Origin of the sequence: Pseudomonas sp. Z4-7 (genome assembly GCF_051131965.1) — a bacterium.
Taxonomy (GTDB): Bacteria; Pseudomonadota; Gammaproteobacteria; order Pseudomonadales; family Pseudomonadaceae; genus Aquipseudomonas.
Genome location: NZ_CP071642.1, coordinates 755,001 through 777,926, shown reverse-complemented (window position 1 = coordinate 777,926; position 22,926 = coordinate 755,001). Strand labels below are relative to the sequence as shown.

The 22,926-nt window shown below is 59.5% G+C and carries 14 protein-coding genes, 2 tRNA genes and 3 rRNA genes (1 of these 19 cut by a window edge); 4 read left to right on the top strand and 15 right to left on the bottom strand.

The window, feature by feature from the left end; genetic code table 11:
• Positions 1-52: 52 nt before the first annotated feature.
• Entirely contained in the window at positions 53-643 is a 591-nt protein-coding gene (locus J3P91_RS03360; protein WP_434602738.1) for an NAD(P)H-dependent oxidoreductase, read from the bottom strand.
• Between the two features lie 198 nt (positions 644-841).
• On the opposite strand from J3P91_RS03360, the gene J3P91_RS03355 reads away from it, so the two are divergent.
• A complete protein-coding gene (locus J3P91_RS03355) occupies positions 842-1,156 on the top strand; it encodes a putative quinol monooxygenase (protein WP_434602737.1) in 315 nt (104 codons plus the stop codon).
• Here J3P91_RS03355 and J3P91_RS03350 read toward each other — a convergent pair.
• Positions 1,146-1,910 carry a sulfite exporter TauE/SafE family protein gene (locus tag J3P91_RS03350; RefSeq protein ID WP_434602736.1) on the bottom strand — a complete coding sequence of 255 codons (765 nt, stop codon included), beginning with the start codon at positions 1,908-1,910 and terminating at the stop codon, positions 1,146-1,148. The genes J3P91_RS03355 and J3P91_RS03350 overlap by 11 nt on opposite strands.
• Positions 1,911-2,107: 197 nt before the next feature.
• Here J3P91_RS03350 and J3P91_RS03345 point away from each other — a divergent pair, with 197 nt between their 5' ends.
• The gene (locus J3P91_RS03345; protein WP_434602735.1) at positions 2,108-2,989 is read left to right on the top strand and encodes a LysR substrate-binding domain-containing protein; all 882 of its coding nucleotides are present in this window, start codon (positions 2,108-2,110) and stop codon (positions 2,987-2,989) included.
• Between the two features lie 96 nt (positions 2,990-3,085).
• Positions 3,086-3,430 (top strand): cupin domain-containing protein, encoded by a 345-nt coding sequence (locus J3P91_RS03340; protein WP_003177747.1) that lies wholly within the window; start codon positions 3,086-3,088, stop codon positions 3,428-3,430.
• A gap of 144 nt (positions 3,431-3,574) precedes the next feature.
• Here the strand turns inward: J3P91_RS03340 and mmsB are convergent, their stop codons facing one another.
• Positions 3,575-4,462 (bottom strand): 3-hydroxyisobutyrate dehydrogenase, encoded by an 888-nt coding sequence (mmsB, locus tag J3P91_RS03335; RefSeq protein WP_434602734.1) that lies wholly within the window; start codon positions 4,460-4,462, stop codon positions 3,575-3,577.
• Between the two features lie 10 nt (positions 4,463-4,472).
• A complete protein-coding gene (locus tag J3P91_RS03330) occupies positions 4,473-5,999 on the bottom strand; it encodes a CoA-acylating methylmalonate-semialdehyde dehydrogenase (protein ID WP_434602733.1) in 1,527 nt (508 codons plus the stop codon).
• A 139-nt stretch (positions 6,000-6,138) separates the two neighbouring features.
• Between J3P91_RS03330 and J3P91_RS03325 the strand changes: the two genes are divergently transcribed.
• Positions 6,139-7,086: a LysR family transcriptional regulator gene (locus tag J3P91_RS03325; RefSeq protein WP_434569900.1), complete on the top strand. Its 948-nt coding sequence runs from the start codon at positions 6,139-6,141 to the stop codon at positions 7,084-7,086.
• Here J3P91_RS03325 and J3P91_RS03320 read toward each other — a convergent pair.
• The 11 genes from J3P91_RS03320 to J3P91_RS03270 all read right to left on the bottom strand — a co-directional run.
• Positions 7,083-7,586, bottom strand: coding sequence for an OmpA family protein (locus tag J3P91_RS03320; RefSeq protein ID WP_434569901.1), 504 nt, complete (start codon positions 7,584-7,586; stop codon positions 7,083-7,085). The genes J3P91_RS03325 and J3P91_RS03320 overlap by 4 nt on opposite strands.
• 5 nt (positions 7,587-7,591) lie before the next feature.
• The gene (locus J3P91_RS03315) at positions 7,592-8,860 is read right to left on the bottom strand and encodes a diguanylate cyclase domain-containing protein (protein WP_305497012.1); all 1,269 of its coding nucleotides are present in this window, start codon (positions 8,858-8,860) and stop codon (positions 7,592-7,594) included.
• Positions 8,857-9,432 (bottom strand): YfiR family protein, encoded by a 576-nt coding sequence (locus J3P91_RS03310; RefSeq protein WP_305497013.1) that lies wholly within the window; start codon positions 9,430-9,432, stop codon positions 8,857-8,859. Before J3P91_RS03310 ends, J3P91_RS03315 begins: the two co-directional genes overlap by 4 nt.
• A gap of 133 nt (positions 9,433-9,565) precedes the next feature.
• A complete protein-coding gene (gene recD, locus J3P91_RS03305) occupies positions 9,566-11,662 on the bottom strand; it encodes an exodeoxyribonuclease V subunit alpha (RefSeq protein ID WP_434602732.1) in 2,097 nt (698 codons plus the stop codon).
• Positions 11,659-15,348: an exodeoxyribonuclease V subunit beta gene (recB, locus tag J3P91_RS03300; RefSeq protein WP_434602731.1), complete on the bottom strand. Its 3,690-nt coding sequence runs from the start codon at positions 15,346-15,348 to the stop codon at positions 11,659-11,661. The genes recD and recB overlap by 4 nt, the downstream gene beginning before the upstream one ends.
• On the bottom strand, positions 15,345-18,797 hold the full coding sequence (gene recC, locus J3P91_RS03295) for an exodeoxyribonuclease V subunit gamma (RefSeq protein ID WP_434602730.1): 3,453 nt from the start codon (positions 18,795-18,797) through the stop codon (positions 15,345-15,347). Before recC ends, recB begins: the two co-directional genes overlap by 4 nt.
• A gap of 155 nt (positions 18,798-18,952) precedes the next feature.
• Positions 18,953-19,068: ribosomal RNA gene (gene rrf / locus J3P91_RS03290) — 5S ribosomal RNA — on the bottom strand.
• Between the two features lie 149 nt (positions 19,069-19,217).
• A 23S ribosomal RNA gene (locus tag J3P91_RS03285) occupies positions 19,218-22,109 on the bottom strand.
• A 251-nt stretch (positions 22,110-22,360) separates the two neighbouring features.
• Positions 22,361-22,436 (bottom strand) — tRNA-Ala (locus J3P91_RS03280).
• Between the two features lie 27 nt (positions 22,437-22,463).
• A tRNA-Ile gene (locus J3P91_RS03275) sits at positions 22,464-22,540 on the bottom strand.
• A 65-nt stretch (positions 22,541-22,605) separates the two neighbouring features.
• Positions 22,606-22,926, bottom strand: a 16S ribosomal RNA gene (locus J3P91_RS03270) (it continues 1,218 nt past the right edge of the window).
• The 16S, 23S and 5S rRNA genes sit together here with 2 tRNA genes alongside, the layout of an rRNA operon.

The window sequence follows — 22,926 nt, the reverse complement described above, 5'->3', positions numbered from 1 at the left end:
AAGCTCCCTCGCCACGACACCTTCGCTTCAAGTCAGCCGGATACTAGCCCGATTACCGCGAAAGACCGAACACCTCAATCAAATGCCGCTCATACCGCGCCACATCTTCTTCGATGTTCGGACGCTTCATCACGTCCACGCAGAGAAACGTCGGCAGACCGGTCATGCCGAGGAACTGGTTGGCCTTGTGGAACGGGAAATACACCGCGTCCACGCCCTTGGCTTCGAAGAAATCAGTCGGGTCGTCGAAGGCTTGCTGCGGGGCGTTCCAGGTCAGCGACAGCATGTACTGCTTGCCCTGCACCAGGCCACCGCTGCCATATTTCTGCGAAGCATCGGAACGGGTACGGCCGTCGCTGGCATAGAGGCTGCCGTGGCCTTCGGTGAAGACCTCGTCGATGTATTTTTTTACCGTCCAGGGAGCACCCATCCACCAGCCGGGCATCTGGTAAATGATCACGTCGGCCCAAAGGAATTTCGCGACTTCTTCCTTGATGTCGTAGCCGCCGTCGATGAACGTGGTTTTTACATCCAGGCCGCCACGGTCGAGCACGCTGAGCGCAGTGTCGTGCAGGGTTGCGTTATAGCGACCGTCGGAGTGAGCGAATTGTTTACCGCCATTGAGCAACAGGATTTTTTTCATCGGAGCCTCATTGGTTCCACGGCGTAGACCGCTGGACGGACGCCGAAGGGAAAGATTGAAAATGATGGCGGCAGAGTACCGATGAGCTTCGCGCGGAATAAGCAGCGAAACGACAAAACTGTTTTGATCTATACGCACGAATCGCAACTGGATTGTTGCCGTAAAATTCACCGGACCCTTTGACCAGGAGCCCACCTGATGAGTGAATTGCACGGTTTCATCCTGCACGCCAAGACCCGCCCGGAAAAAGCCGAAGCCTTCGAAACGCTGTTTCGCGCCTACGTCGAACCGAGTCGTGCCGAGCCTGGCTGCATCGAATATCACATGCTGCGCGACCAGCAGGACCCGACGTTGTTCATCTTCTATGAGATCTGGGCATCCCAGGCTGACCTGGAAGTGCATTCGAGCCTGCCGCACATGAAGCAGTTCTTCGAGCAGCGCATGGACTATCTGGAACGCGACTTCGAGATTCGCCGCGTCGACATGCTCAGTCGATCCTCGGCTAGCCGCTGATCAACAGATGGCCGCCGAGCACACCAAGGCCAATAAAAAACACCCGCTTGAACAACACGGCGCTGATCCGCTGGCGCAGCCATTGCCCCAGCCACATCCCCAGCAGCGCCGGCACCAGCGCCAGCAGCGAAGCGCTCAGTTCACCGCCCCCCAGCGCACCGTGCCACAGCAGGCCGGCCGCCAAGGCCAGCGTCGAGACGGTGAATGACAGGCCGAGGGCCTGCACCAACTCATCCTTGCTCAAGCCCAGCGCTTGCAGATAAGGCACCGCCGGGATGACGAACACGCCTGTGGCCGAGGTGATCACACCGGTCAACACGCCACAGAGTGGCGCGAGCCAGTGTTCATCCCGGGCGCTCACTCGCAACGTCGGCAGCAACAACCCGCTCAACGCATACAACACCAGCGCCGCGCCGAGCGCCCGTACTGCCCAGGCGCCGCCCACATTGCCGATCCACAACGTGCCAAGGCCGGTGCCGATGAAAATCGCCAGCAGCAGCGGCCACAAGCGCCGGATCAATGCTTGCAGATGCCCGCCAGATGCCAGTTGCCAGACATTGGTCAGCGTGGCTGGAATCAGCAACAGTGCCGCAGCCTGTGCCGGAGCCATAGCCAGGCCGAGAAGTCCCATTGAAATGGTCGGCAGGCCGAGGCCTATCACGCCCTTGACGGCACCGGCCAGCAAAAAGGTGCCGATGACCAGCAAGGAAAGGGCCAGGCCGAGGTTTTGATAGAAGGCGATGAGTGTGTTCATGGGGTTATCCTGAAGCCCATGCCCGGGTTTGAAAATGTGCCATATACTGAGGGTGCCTCTTGTCTGGCGATAGGCAAAAAAATTACATTGCCGCTTTCGCGAGCAGGCTCGCTCCCACAGTCGAAATACAGAACCCTGTGGGAGCGAGCCTGCTCGCGAGCAATAAACCAGGCACCGCAGACCCCAAGGGCATCCCCATGCACTTCGACCTCACCGACCTGCGCCTCTACCTGAACATCCTCGACACCGGCAACATCACCGCCGGCGCCGCTCGCAGCCATCTTTCCCTGGCAGCGGCAAGCGCTCGGGTGCGTGCCATGGAGGCGTCCCTGGGCATCGACCTGCTCGAACGCGGGCGGCGCGGCGTCACTCCGACGCCGGCCGGCAAAGCCTTGGCCCAGCATGCCCGGGTCTTGCTGCAGCACGCCGAACATCTGCAACAGGACCTGGCCGAATACGCCAAAGGCGTCAAAGGCCAGGTGCGGCTGCTGTGCAACACCAGCGCGATGACCGAATACCTGCCCGAATTACTCGCCAGTTTCCTCAACAGCCACCCCAACCTGGACATCGACCAGCAGGAATTGCCCAGCTCACGGATCACCCACGCGTTGCGCCAGGGCGCCGCAGACCTGGGTATCGTTTCCGACGCGGTGGACACCGCTGGCCTTCAGACCTGGCCTTTTCGTGACGATCCGCTGGTTTTGGTCCTACCGTCGGGGCATCCCTTGGCTGACGGCCGCACGCCGAGTTTCAGCGAGACCCTTAACCACGACTATGTCGGCCTGAACGCCACCAGCGCGCTGGCGATTTACCTGGAGGAACAGGCGCTGCACACCGGAATGCGCATGCAGATCCGCATTCGCGCCGAGGGCTTTGACGGGGTGATCCGCATGGTTGCCCATGGCGCGGGTATTGCCGTCGTGCCGAAGGCCGCTATCGAACGCCGTCCATCCCAATCCTCATATCACTACTTGCCGCTGCAGGAGGCCTGGGCGCACCGGGCCCTGTTGCTTTGCGCACGGAATTTCGAACGACTTCCGGCCTACGCCAAGGCCCTGGCCCGGCATCTGGCCGATTGATGCGCGCTTCTGGGCAGCCCGGTGTCGAGTTCAGGCATCTGCCTGGTCCTTCTCCACGCTAGGGTGCAGGTTCTTTTCTGCCCCTTCGGAGCTCACATGACCGCCCCAATCACCGTCCTGCGCGATACCCATCCGCTGCCTGTACTCGATGCCTGCAAATGGGAAAAACTCGAAGGCGACCCGCACACCGTCAACCTCAACGCTTATACCAGCGAAGACGGCAGCAAGATCATGGGCACCTGGATCTGCACGCCCGGCAAGTGGCGGGTGGACTACGTGAAGTGGGAATACTGCCATTTCCAGGAAGGCTACTGCGTGATCACCCCGGACGGCATGGCGCCGATTCATCTGCGCGCCGGTGATATTTTTGTCGTCGAACCAGGCATGAAAGGCACGTGGGAAGTGGTCGAGACCGTGCGTAAATATTTCGTGTTTGCCTGAAACAAAAAAAAAAAAGCCGAGGGACCACCTGTGGCGAGGGAGCTTGCTCCCGCTGGGTTGCGCAGCAACCCCAATTTTGATGGGCGCTTCGCACCCAAGCGGGAGCAAGCTCCCTCGCCACAAAAGCCTCTCGATATCACAGGTTCACTGCGGCTTGCGATAGCTGTTCACAATCGCCGAGAAATCCTTGCCGCCCTCGCCCCGCTGGCTCATCGCCTGGTACAACTGCTGCGCCACCGCCCCCAGTATCACCGGCTGACGGGCCTGCCGCGCGGCTTCGGTGGCCAGGCCCAAATCCTTGAGCATCAGGTCCGCGCCAAACCCTCCGGTATATCCACGCGCCGCCGGGGCCGTTTCGATCACGCCGGGCCATGGGTTGTAGGTATCGGAACTCCAGCATCGACCGGTCGAACTGTTGATGATGCCGGCCAGCACCTGGGTGTCGATCCCCAGGGCATCGCCCAAAGCCATGGCCTCGCTGACGCCGACCATGGAAATCCCCAAGAGCAGGTTGTTGCAGATCTTGGCGATCTGCCCGGTGCCGACTTCGCCGCAATGCACGATGTTGCGGCCCATTTGCGCCAGTACCGGTTGCAAGGTGGTGAACAGCTCAGGCGTGGCGCCGACCATGAAGGTCAGGGTGCCCGCCGCCGCGCCGCCGGTGCCGCCCGAAACAGGCGCATCGGCCATTGCCACTCCCTGCCTGGCAGCGGCAGCCGCCACGTCACGGGCGGTTTGTGGATCGATGGTGCTGCAATCCACCGCCGGCGTGCCGGCGGCGATACCTGCCAGCACGCCGTCTTCGCCCAGCCAGACACTGCGCACATGGGCAGCGGCCGGCAGCATGGTGATCACCAGCGCCGCGCCCTGGGCCGCATCGCGAGGCGAGGCGCTGATGGTGCCGCCGAGCGCCGCCAGTTCGGCCAGCACCGTCTGGTTCAGGTCGAACAGGTTCAACGAATGGCCGGCCTTGAGCAGATTGCGCGCCATCGGGGCGCCCATGTTGCCGAGGCCGATAAATGCGATGTTCATGTCCGGCTCCTTAACGCAAGTTGATGGTGGTGTTCACACCGTCGTTGACGCTGTCATCGTCGAACCAGCGCGCGGTGACGGTCTTGGTCTGAGTGTAGAACTGCACCACTTGTTTGCCGTAAGGGCCGAGGTCGCCGAGTTTCGAGCCGCGGGAGCCAGTGAAGCTGAAAAACGGCACCGGCACCGGGATCGGGATGTTGATACCGACTTGGCCGACGTCGATTTCGCTCTGGAATTTGCGCGCCGCCGCACCGCTCTGGGTGAACAGGCCGGTGCCGTTGCCAAACGGATTGGCGTTGACCAGGGCGATGGCTTGATCGAAGGTATCGACCTCCAGCACCACCAGCACCGGGCCGAAAATTTCCTCGGTGTAGATGCGCATGTCGGTGGTTACGCCGGAAAACAGGGTCGGACCGACGAAGTTGCCCTGCTCGAAGCCCGGCACGCTGATGTCGCGGCCATCCAGTTCAAGTTTTGCGCCTTGCTGCACGCCGCTCTCGATCAGTTCAAGGATGCGCGCCTTGGCTCGCTTGGAAATCACCGGGCCGACATCCGTGCCCGGCTCGCTGCCGGCATTGACCTTGAGTTTCTGCGCCAGCGCCTTCAGCTCCGGCAACCATTGCCTGGCCGCGCCCACCATCACTACCACCGAAGTCGCCATGCAACGCTGGCCCGCCGCGCCGAAACCGGCACCGACCAAGGCGTTCAGGGTTTGCTCGCGATTGGCGTCGGGCAGCACCACGGCGTGGTTCTTTGCGCCCATCATCGATTGCACGCGTTTGCCATGGCGACCCGCCAGGTCATACACATGGGTGCCGACCGCCGTTGAGCCGACGAAGGAAACGGCCTTGATGTCCTTGTGAGTGCAAAGCGCATCCACCACATCCTTGCCGCCGTGCACCACGTTCAGCACGCCCGGCGGCACACCGGCCTCGATGGCCAGCTCCACCAGCAGCATGGTCGACAGCGGATCCTGCTCCGACGGCTTGAGCACGAACGTATTGCCGCAGGCGATGGCCATCGGGAACATCCACAGCGGGATCATCGCCGGGAAATTGAACGGGGTAATGCCCGCGCACACACCAATCGGCTGACGCAAGGTATAGGTATCCACACCACCGGCGACATTCTCGGCAAACTCGCCCATTTGCAGGGTGCCGATGGAGCAGGCGTGCTCGACCACTTCCAGGCCGCGGAAAATATCGCCTTCGGCGTCGGCGATGGTCTTGCCCTGTTCGGCGCTGAGCACCGCGGCGATGCGCTTGGAATGCTCGCGGATCAGCGCCTGGAGCTTGAGCATGATGCGCATCCGCGCACCGATCGGTGTCAGCTTCCAGGTCTGGAAAGCACGCTGGGCAGCAGCGATGGCGGCATCGACTTCCGACGCGGTGGCAAACGGTACCTTCGCCAGCACTTGTTGGGTGGCCGGGTTGACGATGTCGTGCCACTCGCTGGATCGGGACTCGACCCACTCGCCATCGATCAGCAATCTGACGGTTTGCAGGGCTGTGTCGCTGGGCGTAAGGGAAACGTTCATGCTGGCCTCCGGGATTGTTCTTATAGGGATGCGCTGGTTCAGCAACGACCAAGGTGAAGAGTCACCTTGGTGATGAGACGGTTTTTGGAGTATAGATGTGCAAACTTCTAATAAGAACGCACATAAAAACCGGTCCATCATGCAAAAAAACATCACCTCCTTAGGGTCGCTGAATTGGGACGACCTCAAGTTTTTCCTCGAAGTGGCCCGCACCCGCAAGGCCAGCACGGCCGCCAAGCGTCTGGCCGTCGACTACACCACGGTGTCGCGACGCATCAGCTCGCTGGAAGCTTCCTTGGGTACGCTGCTGTTCGAAAAATCCCGGACCAACGGTTTTGTCCTGACGGCTGAAGGCCAACGTTTGCTGGGCTATGCCGAGTCGATCGAAAGCACGCTGCACATGGCTTGCGAACAGGTTTCAGGCTCAGGCGTCGCGCTGTCCGGGCATGTGCGCATGGGCTGCACCGAAGGCTTCGGCAGCTTTTTCATCACCCCGCAGTTGAGCCACTTCGTCGACGCCTACCCGGCGATCTCGGTGGACATCCTGCCGCTGCCGCACTTCATCAGCCTCTCCAAGCGCGAAGCCGATATCGTCATCGCCCTCGAGCGCCCGGAACACGGACCGTACGTGTGCTGCAAACTCTGCGACTATCGGTTACAGCTTTATGCAACCCGGCAATACCTGGACAATCACCCACCGATCCACCGCCCGGCAGACCTGAACAAGCACTCGTTCATCAGCTACGTGGATGACCTGGCGTTCAGTTCCGAGCTGCTCTACCTGGCCAACGTATTGCCCGGCGCCCACGCTCATCTGCGCAGCACCAGCGTGATCGCGCAATTCGTGGCGGCGCAACAAGGCCGGTCACTGGCGATCCTGCCATGCTTTTTGGCCGCCCAAGACCCACGCCTGCTGCCGGTGCTGCCGGAGGAGATCACGGTCACCCGGCAATTCTGGATGTACTGCCGGGAGGATCTGCGCAAGCTCAAGCGGATCACGTTGTTGTGGGATTACATCCGGGAAGTCACCGAACAGAACCAGCCACTACTCATGGGCGACAGCCGGGAGATGGTGTTTGCCGATTAGTCGGCGATGACCACGATAGCAACGCGACGATTTTCGGTGCGCCCGCTGGCGGTGTCGTTGGGGGCGACGGGTTGGCTGCTGCCCAGGCCGCGCAGTTGGACGTTTTCTTCGCGCATGCCCACGCCTCTCAAGACTTTGCCAACGCTTTCGGCCCGACGTATCGACAGTTGTTCGTTATAGGCCTGGGAGCCCGATGCATCGGTGTGGCCGTCGATACGTACCCGCTCGATTCCCGCACCCAGCAGTGCCTTGCCGATCCGCTCGACGATCTCGGTGCTGGCCGGGTTGAGGCTTTCCACGTCACTGCCAAACAGCACTTTGCCCGAAAGTCCGAAGGCCCAGCCATCGTCCGTTAATTTGAACCCCTGCTCCTTGAGAACAGCGATCTGCGCTGGGCTCAGTCCTTTTTGCGGCGTCGTCTGGCATCCGCTGAGGGCAAAAATGGCGATGAACAAAAATGCTGCATAACGCAGCAGAGAAAAACGCGAATTGGAAAACATGCAAATCAGCTCCTGGTTTGAAGATCCGCGACCGGGTGCTCCGACCCCGCCGTGTGTTGGCCGCCTCGGGCGAGGCGTTTGGCCTGGTACATCGCCGCATCAGCGGCGCTGAGCAAGGCGCCGGGCGTGGCGCCATGATCGGGGTAAACGGCGATGCCGATGCTGAGGGACGTCAGGACCGAGGCATTGCCGGGCAATTGAATCGGCATCTCCATGCTGGCGATGATTTTTTCAGCGATCCGTTCGGCATCCTCAGTCTTGTGCAACGGCGCCAGCAGCACGGCAAACTCGTCACCGCCCAGGCGCGCGACCAGGTCATCCTCACGCAATTGCGCCCGGACCCGGGTCGCCACGGCGGTCAACACCGCGTCACCGGCGGCATGACCAAAGTTGTCGTTGATGCCCTTGAAGCGATCACTGTCCAGGTAGAGGACGGCCACTTGCTCGTCGAGCTTGTTGGCATTGCGCAAGGCACGGATCAGCCGACCTTCGAAAAAGGCCCGGTTCGGCAGCCCGGTCAGGCTGTCGTGGCTGGCCTGGTGAGCCAGGGTCTCGTTTTCACTTTGCAGATGGGTCTGCCAGGATTCCAGCTCGGCAAGCAGTGCGTTGAAGTCGTTGCCCAGATTATCCAGTTCAGCGATATCGGCCGGTGGCACTCGGCGATCCAGGGCGCGCTCGCAACGGGCGGCATGGGCTACTTCAGCCAGGCTACGCAAAGGTCCGGTAATCGCCCGCAACTGACGGCGCGCCAGATACAGGGCAACCCAGGCACTGACCGCCGTGCACAGGATGATCCCGGCCAGGCCGCTGAGCAGAAAGCGCAACAGGCTACCGCCGTGTCCTGCCAGCAGGATCCTGCCAATGTTCTGTTCCTGGTGGATGATTGGCAGGCTGATGGGCTTTTCCAGGAATGCCTTGGCGATGTGCATTTCCAGCTCCGACAGGAGACCGGTTTCCGGTCGCCGCCAATGAGCCAACAGACGGCCACTTTCATTGAAGACCTGGGCATCGGCGACTTCTTCAGTGGAAGCAATAAGGGCCAGCGCTTCGGTGGCCGCCGCAGCGTCATCGAAGACCACGGCCGCCTCCACGGTGTAGCTGATCGAACGGGCAATCAGATGCAAGTTGTGATCGGCATAGACCCGTAAGGCAAGCACGCCCAACAAGGTCAGGGAGACGCTGGCCATGGTGATCGCCACCAGCGCAACGATCAGGTGACCGCGACCGATGACCGAGCCCAACGTGGGACGAATTCGTGATCTGGACGAATTCATGGCGCGGCGGGCCTACGGCGTGACAGCTGGAGGACGCTCGGATGGATGCGTACACCGCTGCGTGCCACCGAGTCGAGGTTGACCTCGAACGACACCTGTTCATCTCCGACCCGCAGGCAGAACAGGCTGCCCACGGTGCATTGGTCGCCGCCTTCGCTGATGCTCAACACCGGCTTGCCGATCAGAGACTCAAACAATCGGGAGCGTTCGTCGTTGGTCAGCCTGCCGATGTAGACCGCATTGCAATCGCTCGCGATGCCGGGATGGTCGGCCAGCAAGCGCTGTACCGTCACAGGCCTGCCGGTGGCCTGGGCGGTGCCTTTGACCAGGTCGTCGGTGTATTGGGTCGGACCGACGATGCACAGCTGCAATTGCGTCGGTTCAACAGGCCAGCGAGCGTAGCTGAGGATCCCCAACACGACCTGGGTGACCGCTTCGGCCCGCTGTTCGGCCCGAGTGGTAGAGGTCGGCTCTTGGGCGGCAATTGCAGGCGACAGCAAGCACAGCAGACCGGCGAGCACATAATGCCTCCGGCCGTTTCCGCGCGCCGCCCCCCGAACCGCCGCTTCCATGGAGAATCTCTTGGTGTGGATAAGTGCGAAACGATAGCACAGTGTCAAAAAGCCAGCGAGACAGAGTCCTACGCAAATTTCCGTCAGAAAACAGACTAATCACAACCTTTGAACAAACAGGCAAACCCGAGCTTCAGTCGTTTCCATCCAATTCCAGCATCAACCCGCTCAACCGCTTGACCTTGCGCCGAACCGCTTCTTCGAATATTCCCGTGCGCGGCTCTATCAGGCTGAACCAGTGCTTGCCTCGGGTAATGGCGGTATACACCAGTTCCTTGGTCAAAACGGGGTTCAGGGCATCCGGAAGAATCAGGGCCGTGTGGGTGAATTCCGACCCCTGGGACTTGTGCACCGTCATGGCGTAAACGGTTTCCACGTCATTCAGGCGGCTGGGCAGGACGAAACGCACACCACCCCGGCCATCGTTACGAGGAAAGGCGACCCGCAGGACCTGCTTGCCAGCGTCAGGACCGTCACGCTCGGGCAACTTGAGAGCGATCCCGATATCGCCGTTCATCAATCCCAGCCCGTAGTCGTTGCGAGTCATCAGTACCGGACGCCCCTCGTACCACTGATGATCGCTATCGATCAGGCGAGCCTTGAGCAGCGCGGCGGTGATTCTCGGGTTCAGGCCCTCGACGCCCCACGGCCCCTTGCGTACGGCACAGAGCAATTGGAACTCGTCAAAGGCCGACAAGACCTCACGCGCCCAATCAGTCCAGCAACTGTCTTCCAGCGGGCGAGAAATGTGCGGACGTCGCTGTCGCAGCAGGCTCAGATAATGCCGATAGCCCTGCGGACCACCGGGTCGACCATCGAGCAACCAGCGCTCGAGCGTCCCGTCGTGCTGGCTCTTCAGCGCCAGGGAGAACAGGTCGGCATATTGGCCCTTCTCCAGCAATTGACGAGCTTCTTCAGGCTGCTGTCGATTGACCCGTCGGGCCAGTTGGCCGATACCGCTGCCTTCGCCAAAGCGTCGGGAATGCCTGAGCATCACCACTTGCTGCGCGAGGGGGTGACTGTCGTCGAGGTCCTGTTTCAGATCGCTCACCGCCAGGCTCTCGCCGCTGACGGACTCGAGCCAGGCGCGCGTCTGTGGGCTATACCAGCCGTCCTCGGCGTCCCGACACAGATCCCCCAGTACCGCGCCGGCCTCCACAGAAGCCAGCTGGTCCTTGTCGCCCAACAAAATCAACCGCGCATGGGACGGCAGCGCGTCCAGCAGATTGGCCATCATTTCCAGATCGATCATGGACGCCTCATCGACCACCAGCACATCCAACGGCAATCGATTGCCACGATGGTGGCGAAAATGTCGGGTGCCGGGACGGCTGCCGAGCAGGCGATGCACCGTGGTGACGTCGCAGGGAATTCGCTCGCGTACGGCGTCGATCACATCCAGCGTCCGAACTTGCTGGCTGATCGACTCGGTCAGCCGCGCAGCGGCCTTGCCGGTGGGTGCGGCCAGGCGAATCCGCAGCGGTTTCCCCGCCTCGACGGCAGGTGCCTGCAGCAAGGCAAGCAAGCGCACGACCGTGGTGGTCTTACCCGTGCCCGGGCCGCCGGTAACAATGCTGAACGCGCTCCGCGTCGCCAGCGCGCAAGCCAGCTTCTGCCAGTCGATCGGGCCGGTCGTGCTGGCCGGCCCGAACAGTCCGTCCAGCCTCTCGCGCAGGTCATCAGGGGCGCTTTCCTGTTCGGCCAGGCGTTGACGCAACGCCGCGTCGATCCGTCGTTCATAGCCCCAGTAACGACGCAGGTAAAGCCGTTTACCGGACAATACCAGTGGCCGCTGCTGCGCCTCTTCGCTGTCATCGACCGCCAGGGCCACGAGGCGGCTGGACGCCAGGACCTTGCACCAATGGGCACCGTCCAGCGTTCTCAGGATCTGCGAAGGCAACAGCATCACGCCCGTCTGCAGGTCGCCCTCGGGGGGCAGTGACAGGGCGAAATCAGGTTCCTTGAGTGTCTCGAACAGGTCCAGGCAAACATGCCCATGGCCCAGTTGGTGGCTGGTCAGCGCAGCCGCCAGCAATACCAGCGGATCATCGCCAGGCGACAATTCATGCAGGAACACCACGAATGCCTTGTCCAGGGCCCGCAACCAGCCACGTTCCACCCAGCGCGTGAGCAACAGCAGCAGGTCCTCGGCACGACTCACGGGCGCCAGGTCGACCAGCCCTTCGTCGTCGAGCGATTGAGGCAGCAGGTCGGCAAAGGAGCGACTCATAACAATTCTCCTTGCACCCATGCCGGCTCGGCCTTGGGCGCGGGTGCTCCCTGGAACAGGCGGTCAAGCTGTTCGATCAGTGCCCGAGGGGGCTTGGTGAAAAACACGCCCTGGCTGGCTGAACGTGTGCCGCGCAGGAAAAGATACAACGCGCCACCGACATGCCGGTCGTAGTCATAGTCTGGCAGGCGCGCCTTGAGCTGGCGATGCAGGGCCAACAGGTACAGCGTGTATTGCAGGTCGTAACGATTATCCAGAATCGATTGCTCCATGGCTTGAGCGGTATAGGCCATGTCATCGGCGCCCAGCCAGTTGGATTTGTAGTCAGCCACGTAATACCGGCCGTCATGCTCGAAGGTCAGGTCGATGAAGCCCTTGAACATTCCGTTGAGCAGTGCCGGTTCTGCGGCGACACGAGCCGCGCCACCGTGGGTTGACTGGCAAACCAGCTCATCAAGCTTGAGCACATCAACCTTGTGACTGGAGAACCAGAACTCCATCTCGACCTGAAACTGGCTCAACTGAGCCAGTACCACCGGAGACTGCCCGCCACCGATCTGCAAGGGCGTCGTGGCCAGGTGCTGCAACCAATCTCCAAGGGTGTTGATCCAGCCTTTCCAGCCGCGGCGGTTGCAACGTCGCGCGATGGCATCTTCGATGGCCATTGGCGAGGCGGTAAATCCTTCTCCGGCAGCCCATTCCAAGAGACCATGGAGAAACGTACCGGGGTTGGGACCGCGGGGGAAACGATGGATATCACCGCCGACGGCGATGACTTCCCTGGGAGCGTCGGGATCAAGCCGTTCGTCGTCGAACATTTTCTGCGCCTGCGGGTTTTCCGGCGCGGAGTCGGTGCCGGCGCTGAGACTTTCTCCAAAGCGCAGCGCGCTGTACGAAGCGATCCACCAGTTCTCGCTGGCTTTACGTACCGGAAGCAAGGGTTCAAGCAACACCGCATCGTTACGTGGGGGTCGATAGTGCTGATCGTTGGCCTCCGGCATATCCTGGCAGCTCACCGCGTCGCTACCCTGCTGCAGATCTTCCAGCCAACGTCTCAACGCCACCGACTCGGTCAACGGCGCACCACCGCCCAACAGATACCCCAGCGCAGACAGATGCAGGATCGAGCGGCTGTTACTGCCTCGCTTGAGATCGGCCACACCCAACCAGCAGGCATGCTGCGCACGGGTAAGCGCCACGTATAGAAGCCGAAGATCCTCGGCCAGGCGCTCGTCGTCGGCCTTGGCGATCAACTCGGGGCTGGGCGTAAGACTGATCTGCGCATGACCGGCTTCATCGTGGTAATGCAACGGCAATCGGCTGCCGTCCACCGGTTTCGTCGAGCATATGAACGGCAGGAAGACCAACGGATACTCAAGCCCCTTGGATTTATGGATCGTGACCACCTTGACCAGTTGCTCGTCGCTTTCCAGGCGCAGGATCTGTTCCTCTCCCGCCTGCCCGGTCAATGCAAGGTGTTCGGACAGATAGCGAATCAAGGCCTGCTCGCCATCCAGCTCGACGGCGGCCTGCTGCAACAGCTCGCACAGATGCAACAGGTTAGTCAGCACCCGCTCGCCATCGCCACGCATCATCAAGGCCTGGGGCAGCTTGAAGTCATGCAGCAGGCGCCTCAGCATGGGCAGCACGCCCTGGGTGCGCCAGACCATCCGATAGCTACGGAACTGCATGACTCGGCGTTCCCAGGCCAACTCGTCCTGGTTGAGGCGCTCCAGTTCTGCAAGCGGCAGATTCAGGGTGACGCTGGCCAGCGCAGCTCGCAGCGGCCGCTCGACGTCCGGCTCGGCGCAAGCCTTGAGCCAGGCCAGCAAATCCCTTGCTTCCTGCGAGGCGAAGACCGAGTCCTTATCGGATAGATAAACGCTGCGCACACCCCGTGCCGACAACTCGTTTCGCACGGCCTGCGCTTCCTTGCCATCACGCACCAGGATGGCGATATCCGCCGGTCGAAGCCCCCGTAACATTTGCCCATCACCAACGAAACCATCGTGCCCTGACTGGCCGCCATTGAGCAGCGCCGTGATTTCACTGGCGCAGGCCACGGCCATTTGCTGTCGATACACCGCTCCGGAGAGCGGCTGGTCCGAGGCCAGATGCCAGATATTCAAGGCCGCGACCGTCCGCCCCGCAAGCTGCAAGGACTCCTTGCGGCCCTGGGAGTCGACCGGCAGGAATGGCACCGGATTCTCACCCGATGGCTCGCGGAACAGAAAAGCCCCGCGCCCATTCAGCCGCGATTCGGCGTATTGAAAAATATGGTTCACGGCGCCGACCATGGCATGACTGGAACGGAAATTGGTCCCCAGCGTATGCAACCTGCCGGCAGTGGCTTCGCGGGCGCGCAGATAGGTGTAGATGTCGGCGCCGCGAAACGCATAAATAGCCTGTTTCGGATCCCCGATCAGGAAAAGCCCCGTTTCAGGATCGTTGTCGCCAATGCGATAGATACTCTCGAAGATGCGGTACTGGACCGGGTCGGTGTCCTGGAACTCGTCAATCAGCGCAACCGGAAACTGCTCGCGAATCAGGCTCGCGAGGCGCTCCCCACCTTCAGCCTGCAAAGCTGCGTCCAGGCGCAGCAGCATGTCGTCAAATCCCATTTCCGCGCGGCGCCGCTTCTCCGCCTCGAAGCGCGCCCCGACCCACTGTGCAGCATGCTGCAGCACCGCAGCGTCAGGCGTGGGCAAGGCATCCAGGCCGGCCTTCAGGCCCGCCATGGCGTCCAGCCCTGGGTGGTTGGGCACGTCGCCCTTCCAGGCCTCGGCCATGCCTTCGGGCGTCAAGCGCGTGAAGCCGGTGCCGATGTCGAGCAACTCCAGGCTCTCGTCTTCAACCCATGCAGATAGCTTCTGAAACCATGGCTCGAAGTAACGAGCCTGCATCTTGCGCCCGTCGACGGTTTTATTGGCTACGCCTTGCTGGCAGATCTCCAGCAACTCCACCGCCCACTGCCGCCAGGGCGCCTTGAGATCGAGCAAGGCTGCGCTGCGCTCGCGCAGGGACGCGGCGATGAGTTCCGCCGGTTCAAGCCCATCGTCACCACCTCGCGAGTTGGCAAACAACCCCCTCACCCGTGGCAACAAAGCAGCAGGACCGCCCCAGTGCGCTCGCACCCAATCCAGTGCCTCACCCTCCATCGAGTAGCAGAACAATCGCCAATAATCGCGCAGCACCTCGCCGAGCAATTCGCTGTGGTCGGTTTCCAGGGTCTGGGTGAACAGGCTGCCACTGTCAAAGGCATGCTCACGAAGCATCCGCTGGCACCAGCTGTGGATCGTCGAAACGGCGGCTTCATCCATCCATTGTGCGGCGATATCCAGCCGATTCGCACAGCCAGGCCATTGCCCTTTATCAAACTCATCACGCAGTGCGTGTATCAACGCGTCGGGAGCGGGAATCTCGTCACGAAAAAAACGCGCCGCTTCCGCGAGGCGGGTGCGGATGCGTTCGCGCAACTCCTTGGTGGCAGCGTCGGTGAAAGTCACCACCAGTATCTGCGGAGGAAGCAGCTCACGGCCAAAGCCGGCCGTCGAGCCGCCATGTCCCAGCACCAGGCGCAAGTACAACGCCGAGATGGTAAAGGTCTTGCCAGTTCCTGCGCTGGCTTCGATCAATTGACTGCCGCGTAGTGGGAAAGCCAGCGCCAAGGGTGTTTGTCGACTCATGAATGCGCTTCCTCACCCGCCAACGAACGCCACGGTGCTTCCAGAAGCGGTCGATAGAGCGCGTCACACCAGTCGGGGAATGTTTCGTCAGCGATAAGCGCATCGAAGTCGGCATATTGCCGAGCCAGGGCGGGGCTTTCGCGCCGCTCGCCTTCAGACGTCAGCCCATCGCCTTCGTAGGCTTTTCGAGCGGCTGATTCGGCTTTGTCCAGATCACTCTGGCCGAGCCAGGCGAAGGCGGTCTTCACTGCGATTGGCAGCGGTTGGCGCATGCCAGCCTGCCAGGCTTGCAACAAATCGCCGAGCAGCTTGCGGGCTACCGACTCGTCAAAAGGATTCAGCAGCAAGCTGTCATCGCTGGCGACCAATGCCGTCGTCATCGACAGACCGTTGGCGCAAGCCACGAGATGGTTCACCCAGGGTCGTATCAAGCGGTGCCATTTCCGGGTCCTGGTAGAACCGATACTGTTGGGAATGGCAGTGATGGCGAGGACCGCACCATCGGAGCGCTGGTGCAGGCCGCTGAGCCAACCTTCAATGTTCACACCGTGTAATTGCAGGCTGACGGGCACGGCACTGGTCAGCGGAGTCGGCCATAGCGCAAGAAGTTGCTGGTAGCGTTGCAGTAGATCAGGCAGCGGCTCGATCAATTCACGCTGCATACATTGGCCAAAGCCAGCCATGGGTAACAGGCCGCTGTTCTGAAGCCTCCTGGCGTGAGCCTCCAATGCAAGGTCCGCTTGGTCAAGGCGAACAAGGGCAGCCTCGAGCAGGCTGTCGCTCAGGCTATAGCGCTGCAGGGCATCCAGGATGAAAGGTTCGTCGTCCGCCAATGGGGCTTCGAGAGGCTCGAAGAACACCTTGAGTCGCTGGCTGAAAAAGTGCCGGACAGGATTACGCAGGAAGTCCTGCAACTGACCAAGCCCCAGGGGTTCCTCCTGAACGTAGGGCTCCAGGGCCCCAGGCTTGCCAGCGTGCTCATGATCCTCATGAAGTCCTCGCCATTCGCTGGCATAGCTGAACAGCTCATCGCCCTGGTAGAAATAACGAGCGCTGAACGGTTGCAGGGGGTGCTCCTGGGTCAGCGCTTCAAGAAGGTCGCCATGGACATCCGCCGACTGCCAGCCACTTGCCAGATGATCGCGCAATTGTCCGACCAGGACTGAGGCAGGCCGCTCGCTGTTGTCGCGGATGCTGCGCCCGACCCAACTGATGTAGAGTTTTTCCCGCGCAGAAAGCAGCGCCTCCAACAGCAGGTAGCGATCGTCCTCGCGTCGAGAGCGATCCCCCGGTCGATAATCACTGCCCATGAGATCGAAATCCAATGGCGGCTGGGCCCGTGGATAATCACCATCGTTCATGCCCAACAGGCAGACCAGCTTGAAGGGGATCGCCCTCATCGGCATCAAGGTACAGAAATTGACCGCTCCGGCGAGGAAGCGCTGGGACAGTCGCCCTTGATCCAGCCCCGCCAGCCAGGCCTCTCTGACAACCGTCAACGGCAGCTCGTCGTGCAGGCCGACCGACTCGCAGGTTTCTAACCAGTTTTCACGCAAATCCTCGAGCTGGGCCAGCAGATAATCGTCATGCTCGTTGCTCGCCAGAAAGAACAACTGCATCAGATCATGCAGGCGCGTCCCCCAGTCCTGAGGTGAGGCGGGTTGACTGAGCGCCTGGTAAGCAACCTCCAAGGCATCGAGCAATGCAACCAACGGACCGATCAATGCGGCATCCAGACCACCGATTTCGTCATAGGGTTCTATGCCTTCATAGGCTTGCGAATCACCAACGGCATACCCCAACAACATGCGACGCAGGCCGAAACGCCAACTGTTCTGCTCCAACTCCGCAGGCAAGCCCAGCCCGGCTCGGTGCTCGGCGCTTATCCCCCAACGGATGCCTGCGCCCTCGATCCAACGGTGCAGTGTCGGTAAATCGGCCTCCTCAATTCCAAATCGTTCGCGCAATGCCGGGACGTCCAGCAAATCAAGGATTTCGCTGACGGGAAAACGGCTATCGGGGAGTTTCAGCAAATGCTCGACGGCAATCAGCAGCGGATCGCGTCCACGCTGACCTTGGTCCGTCAGTGTGAATGGGATGAAGCGGGGATCGACCCGGTCGAGTTGGCCGAATACCGCGCGAATATGCGGCGCATAACTGTCGATGTCGGGGACCATGACGATGATATCCCGAGGGCGTAAAGCCGGGTCATTGCTGAAATGGGCAAGCAACTGATCATGAAGAATCTCGACTTCACGCTGGGCGCTGTGGGCGATATGAAAACGAATCGATCCGTCTCGCGAGGTATCGACCGCGGGCCATTTTTCCCGGGTTTCGCTCAGTGGCCGCAGCTCAAGAATGTCATCCTGCAACTGGCTGAGGAGCGTAGTGGGATTGCCTTCGCTGAACAGGTCGATCCGCCCTTCGCGAAATACCGAGCGATAGGTATTTGGCTCGTCATAGCTGTCGAGCAAGTTGATATAGTCGCGACCCTGTTTCCCCCAGGCAGCCAGCAACGGATGAGCATGCTGATGCAAGGTTTGCGGGTCCAGGACGTCCGGCATGCCGCTCTTGCGTGCCTGCCGCTTGTATTGGTGGCGAAGCAGATCCTTGTCGGCCACGATATCTGCCCAATGGTGACGGCATGGGTTATGGACGCACAGCAGAACCTGACTGAACCGTGACAGACCGGCCAGGGCTTCGAGCGCTTGGGCGGGCAGTGAGGAAATACCGAAGACTATTACCCGTGCAGGCAGACCTTTTGGAGCGGCGTCCAGACTATTGATGCGCTCGATGTAGCGCTGATGAACACCCGCACGGCTTTGAGCCATGCCTTGCTCTCCCACATCCAGCAATAACGCCCGCCACAATTCCGCTTGCCAGCAATTCGCCGGCGCGAGCGGCTTGATTTCACCCCGGACGTTGCGGGTCTGATGGCGCCCTTGGGCCCAGTCTTCGAGCCAGTCGGCGCGGTACACCTGATATTGGTCGAACAAATCTGCAAGGCGCTCGGACAACTGGTACCGCTTGCGCAAGTCCGTGTCATGGGTCAGAAAACGCCGCAGGGGCTCGAAATGGGGCTGTTCAATCAATTGCGGCAGGAGGCGCATCAGCCGCCACGTAAGCGGGGCCTTGTCCAGCAAGGACTTGGCTGGAATCTCGTCACGCCCGAGCACCATTCGATAGAGCTGCCACATGAAACTGCCGGGCAGCTGCACATCAATCGCAGCCGCGATGCCGCAGCCGCCCATGTCGTCGTCAAGGGGATCCTCAGCCAGTGCCAGCTTCAGCCATTGGGCAATGCCGTTGCTTTGTACGAGCGCGATTTCATTTTCAAGAGGGGCCAGCGGATAGCGCCGCATGAGGCTTATCACCAGGCTGCGCAGCTCATCAAGGCGGTTCCCGTGGACTACCATGAAAGCAGGGCTGAGGGACTTAGCGTCCGGCATAAAGGCGTCCTTGAAAAATGCAAAAGCCAGGGCGGAACCTTAGCATTGTCGGGGGGCCGTGACAGCCGGGAGCTTTCTGCACTTGTCGTAAGAATTTTCTTGCGGGCAAAACAAAACCCCTACCTGCGTGAGCAGATAGGGGTTTCGGAATTTAATCTTGACGATGACCTACTCTCACATGGGGAAACCCCACACTACCATCGGCGATGCATCGTTTCACTTCTGAGTTCGGGATGGGATCAGGTGGTTCCAATGCTCTATGGTCGTCAAGAAATTCGGTAGCCAGCGCGTGCCTTGCGGTCACGTTCCAGCGAATGGGTATGCGATAGTTTGTGGGTTTTGACTCGAACTTTCGGTTCATTGCGTCTTCACACACCGCAATCTGGCCTCTTTCGAGTCTACAGATTGCTTGGGTGTTATATGGTCAAGCCTCACGGGCAATTAGTACAGGTTAGCTCAACGCCTCACAGCGCTTACACACCCTGCCTATCAACGTCGTAGTCTTCGACGGCCCTTCAGGGGACTCAAGGTCCCAGTGAGATCTCATCTTGAGGCAAGTTTCCCGCTTAGATGCTTTCAGCGGTTATCTTTTCCGAACATAGCTACCCGGCAATGCCACTGGCGTGACAACCGGAACACCAGAGGTTCGTCCACTCCGGTCCTCTCGTACTAGGAGCAGCCCCTCTCAAATCTCAAACGTCCACGGCAGATAGGGACCGAACTGTCTCACGACGTTCTAAACCCAGCTCGCGTACCACTTTAAATGGCGAACAGCCATACCCTTGGGACCGGCTTCAGCCCCAGGATGTGATGAGCCGACATCGAGGTGCCAAACACCGCCGTCGATATGAACTCTTGGGCGGTATCAGCCTGTTATCCCCGGAGTACCTTTTATCCGTTGAGCGATGGCCCTTCCATACAGAACCACCGGATCACTAAGACCTACTTTCGTACCTGCTCGACGTGTCTGTCTCGCAGTCAAGCGCGCTTTTGCCTTTATACTCTACGACCGATTTCCGACCGGTCTGAGCGCACCTTCGTACTCCTCCGTTACTCTTTAGGAGGAGACCGCCCCAGTCAAACTACCCACCATACACTGTCCTCGATCCGGATAACGGACCTGAGTTAGAACCTCAAAGTTGCCAGGGTGGTATTTCAAGGATGGCTCCACGCAGACTGGCGTCCACGCTTCAAAGCCTCCCACCTATCCTACACAAGCAAATTCAAAGTCCAGTGCAAAGCTATAGTAAAGGTTCACGGGGTCTTTCCGTCTAGCCGCGGATACACTGCATCTTCACAGCGATTTCAATTTCACTGAGTCTCGGGTGGAGACAGCGCCGCCATCGTTACGCCATTCGTGCAGGTCGGAACTTACCCGACAAGGAATTTCGCTACCTTAGGACCGTTATAGTTACGGCCGCCGTTTACCGGGGCTTCGATCAAGAGCTTCGCGTTAGCTAACCCCATCAATTAACCTTCCGGCACCGGGCAGGCGTCACACCCTATACGTCCACTTTCGTGTTTGCAGAGTGCTGTGTTTTTAATAAACAGTCGCAGCGGCCTGGTATCTTCGACCGGCGTGGGCTTACGCAGCAAGTGCTTCACCCTCACCGGCGCACCTTCTCCCGAAGTTACGGTGCCATTTTGCCTAGTTCCTTCACCCGAGTTCTCTCAAGCGCCTTGGTATTCTCTACCCAACCACCTGTGTCGGTTTGGGGTACGGTTCCTGGTTACCTGAAGCTTAGAAGCTTTTCTTGGAAGCATGGCATCAACCACTTCGTCACCCAAAGGGTAACTCGTCATCAGCTCTCGGCCTTAGAATCCCGGATTTACCTAAGATTCCAGCCTACCACCTTAAACTTGGACAACCAACGCCAAGCTGGCCTAGCCTTCTCCGTCCCTCCATCGCAATAACCAGAAGTACAGGAATATTAACCTGTTTTCCATCGACTACGCTTTTCAGCCTCGCCTTAGGGACCGACTAACCCTGCGTCGATTAACGTTGCGCAGGAAACCTTGGTCTTTCGGCGTGGGTGTTTTTCACACCCATTGTCGTTACTCATGTCAGCATTCGCACTTCTGATACCTCCAGCAAGCTTCTCAACTCACCTTCACAGGCTTACAGAACGCTCCTCTACCGCATCACTTGCGTGATACCCGTAGCTTCGGTGTATGGTTTGAGCCCCGTTACATCTTCCGCGCAGGCCGACTCGACTAGTGAGCTATTACGCTTTCTTTAAAGGGTGGCTGCTTCTAAGCCAACCTCCTAGCTGTCTAAGCCTTCCCACATCGTTTCCCACTTAACCATAACTTTGGGACCTTAGCTGACGGTCTGGGTTGTTTCCCTTTTCACGACGGACGTTAGCACCCGCCGTGTGTCTCCCATGCTCGGCACTTGTAGGTATTCGGAGTTTGCATCGGTTTGGTAAGTCGGGATGACCCCCTAGCCGAAACAGTGCTCTACCCCCTACAGTGATACATGAGGCGCTACCTAAATAGCTTTCGAGGAGAACCAGCTATCTCCGAGCTTGATTAGCCTTTCACTCCGATCCACAGGTCATCCGCTAACTTTTCAACGGTAGTCGGTTCGGTCCTCCAGTCAGTGTTACCTAACCTTCAACCTGCCCATGGATAGATCGCCCGGTTTCGGGTCTATTCCCAGCGACTAGACGCCCTATTAAGACTCGCTTTCGCTACGCCTCCCCTATTCGGTTAAGCTCGCCACTGAAAATAAGTCGCTGACCCATTATACAAAAGGTACGCAGTCACCCAACAAAGTGGGCTCCCACTGCTTGTACGCATACGGTTTCAGGATCTATTTCACTCCCCTCTCCGGGGTTCTTTTCGCCTTTCCCTCACGGTACTAGTTCACTATCGGTCAGTCAGTAGTATTTAGCCTTGGAGGATGGTCCCCCCATATTCAGACAAAGTTTCTCGTGCTCCGTCCTACTCGATTTCACTTCTAAGATCCTTTCGCGTACAGGGCTATCACCCACTATGGCCGCACTTTCCAGAGCGTTCCGCTAAAATCAAAGAAGCTTAAGGGCTAGTCCCCGTTCGCTCGCCACTACTAAGGGAATCTCGGTTGATTTCTTTTCCTCAGGGTACTTAGATGTTTCAGTTCCCCTGGTTCGCCTCTTGCACCTATGTATTCAGTACAAGATAACCATCTTATGATGGCTGGGTTCCCCCATTCAGACATCTCCGGATCAAAGTCTGTTTGCCGACTCCCCGAAGCTTTTCGCAGGCTACCACGTCTTTCATCGCCTCTGACTGCCAAGGCATCCACCGTATGCGCTTCTTCACTTGACCATATAACCCCAAGCAATCTGGTTATACTGTGAAGACGACATTCGCCGAAAATTCGAATTTCTCAACTAAGAGAACTCACAAATTTTACCTTAGCCTGAGCCGTTACCAGTGAAAGTAACGTTCAGTCTATCTTTCTATCACATACCCAAATTTTTAAAGAACGATCTAATCAAAAGACTAGAAATCAACATTCAGGCACCGTACGGTGGAATGCTCATTTCTAAGCTTTAAACGTTGGTACCAATCTGTAATGGTGGAGCCAAGCGGGATCGAACCGCTGACCTCCTGCGTGCAAGGCAGGCGCTCTCCCAGCTGAGCTATGGCCCCGTATCGCTACAGGGGACACCATGAAATTGGTGGGTCTGGGCAGATTCGAACTGCCGACCTCACCCTTATCAGGGGTGCGCTCTAACCAACTGAGCTACAGACCCAATCGTCTTCTTCAATGAATCAAGCAATTCGTGTGGGAGCTCATGAAGCCGCTGCGGTCGTCGATTAAGGAGGTGATCCAGCCGCAGGTTCCCCTACGGCTACCTTGTTACGACTTCACCCCAGTCATGAATCACACCGTGGTAACCGTCCTCCCGAAGGTTAGACTAGCTACTTCTGGTGCAACCCACTCCCATGGTGTGACGGGCGGTGTGTACAAGGCCCGGGAACGTATTCACCGCGACATTCTGATTCGCGATTACTAGCGATTCCGACTTCACGCAGTCGAGTTGCAGACTGCGATCCGGACTACGATCGGTTTTGTGGGATTAGCTCCACCTCGCGGCTTGGCAACCCTCTGTACCGACCATTGTAGCACGTGTGTAGC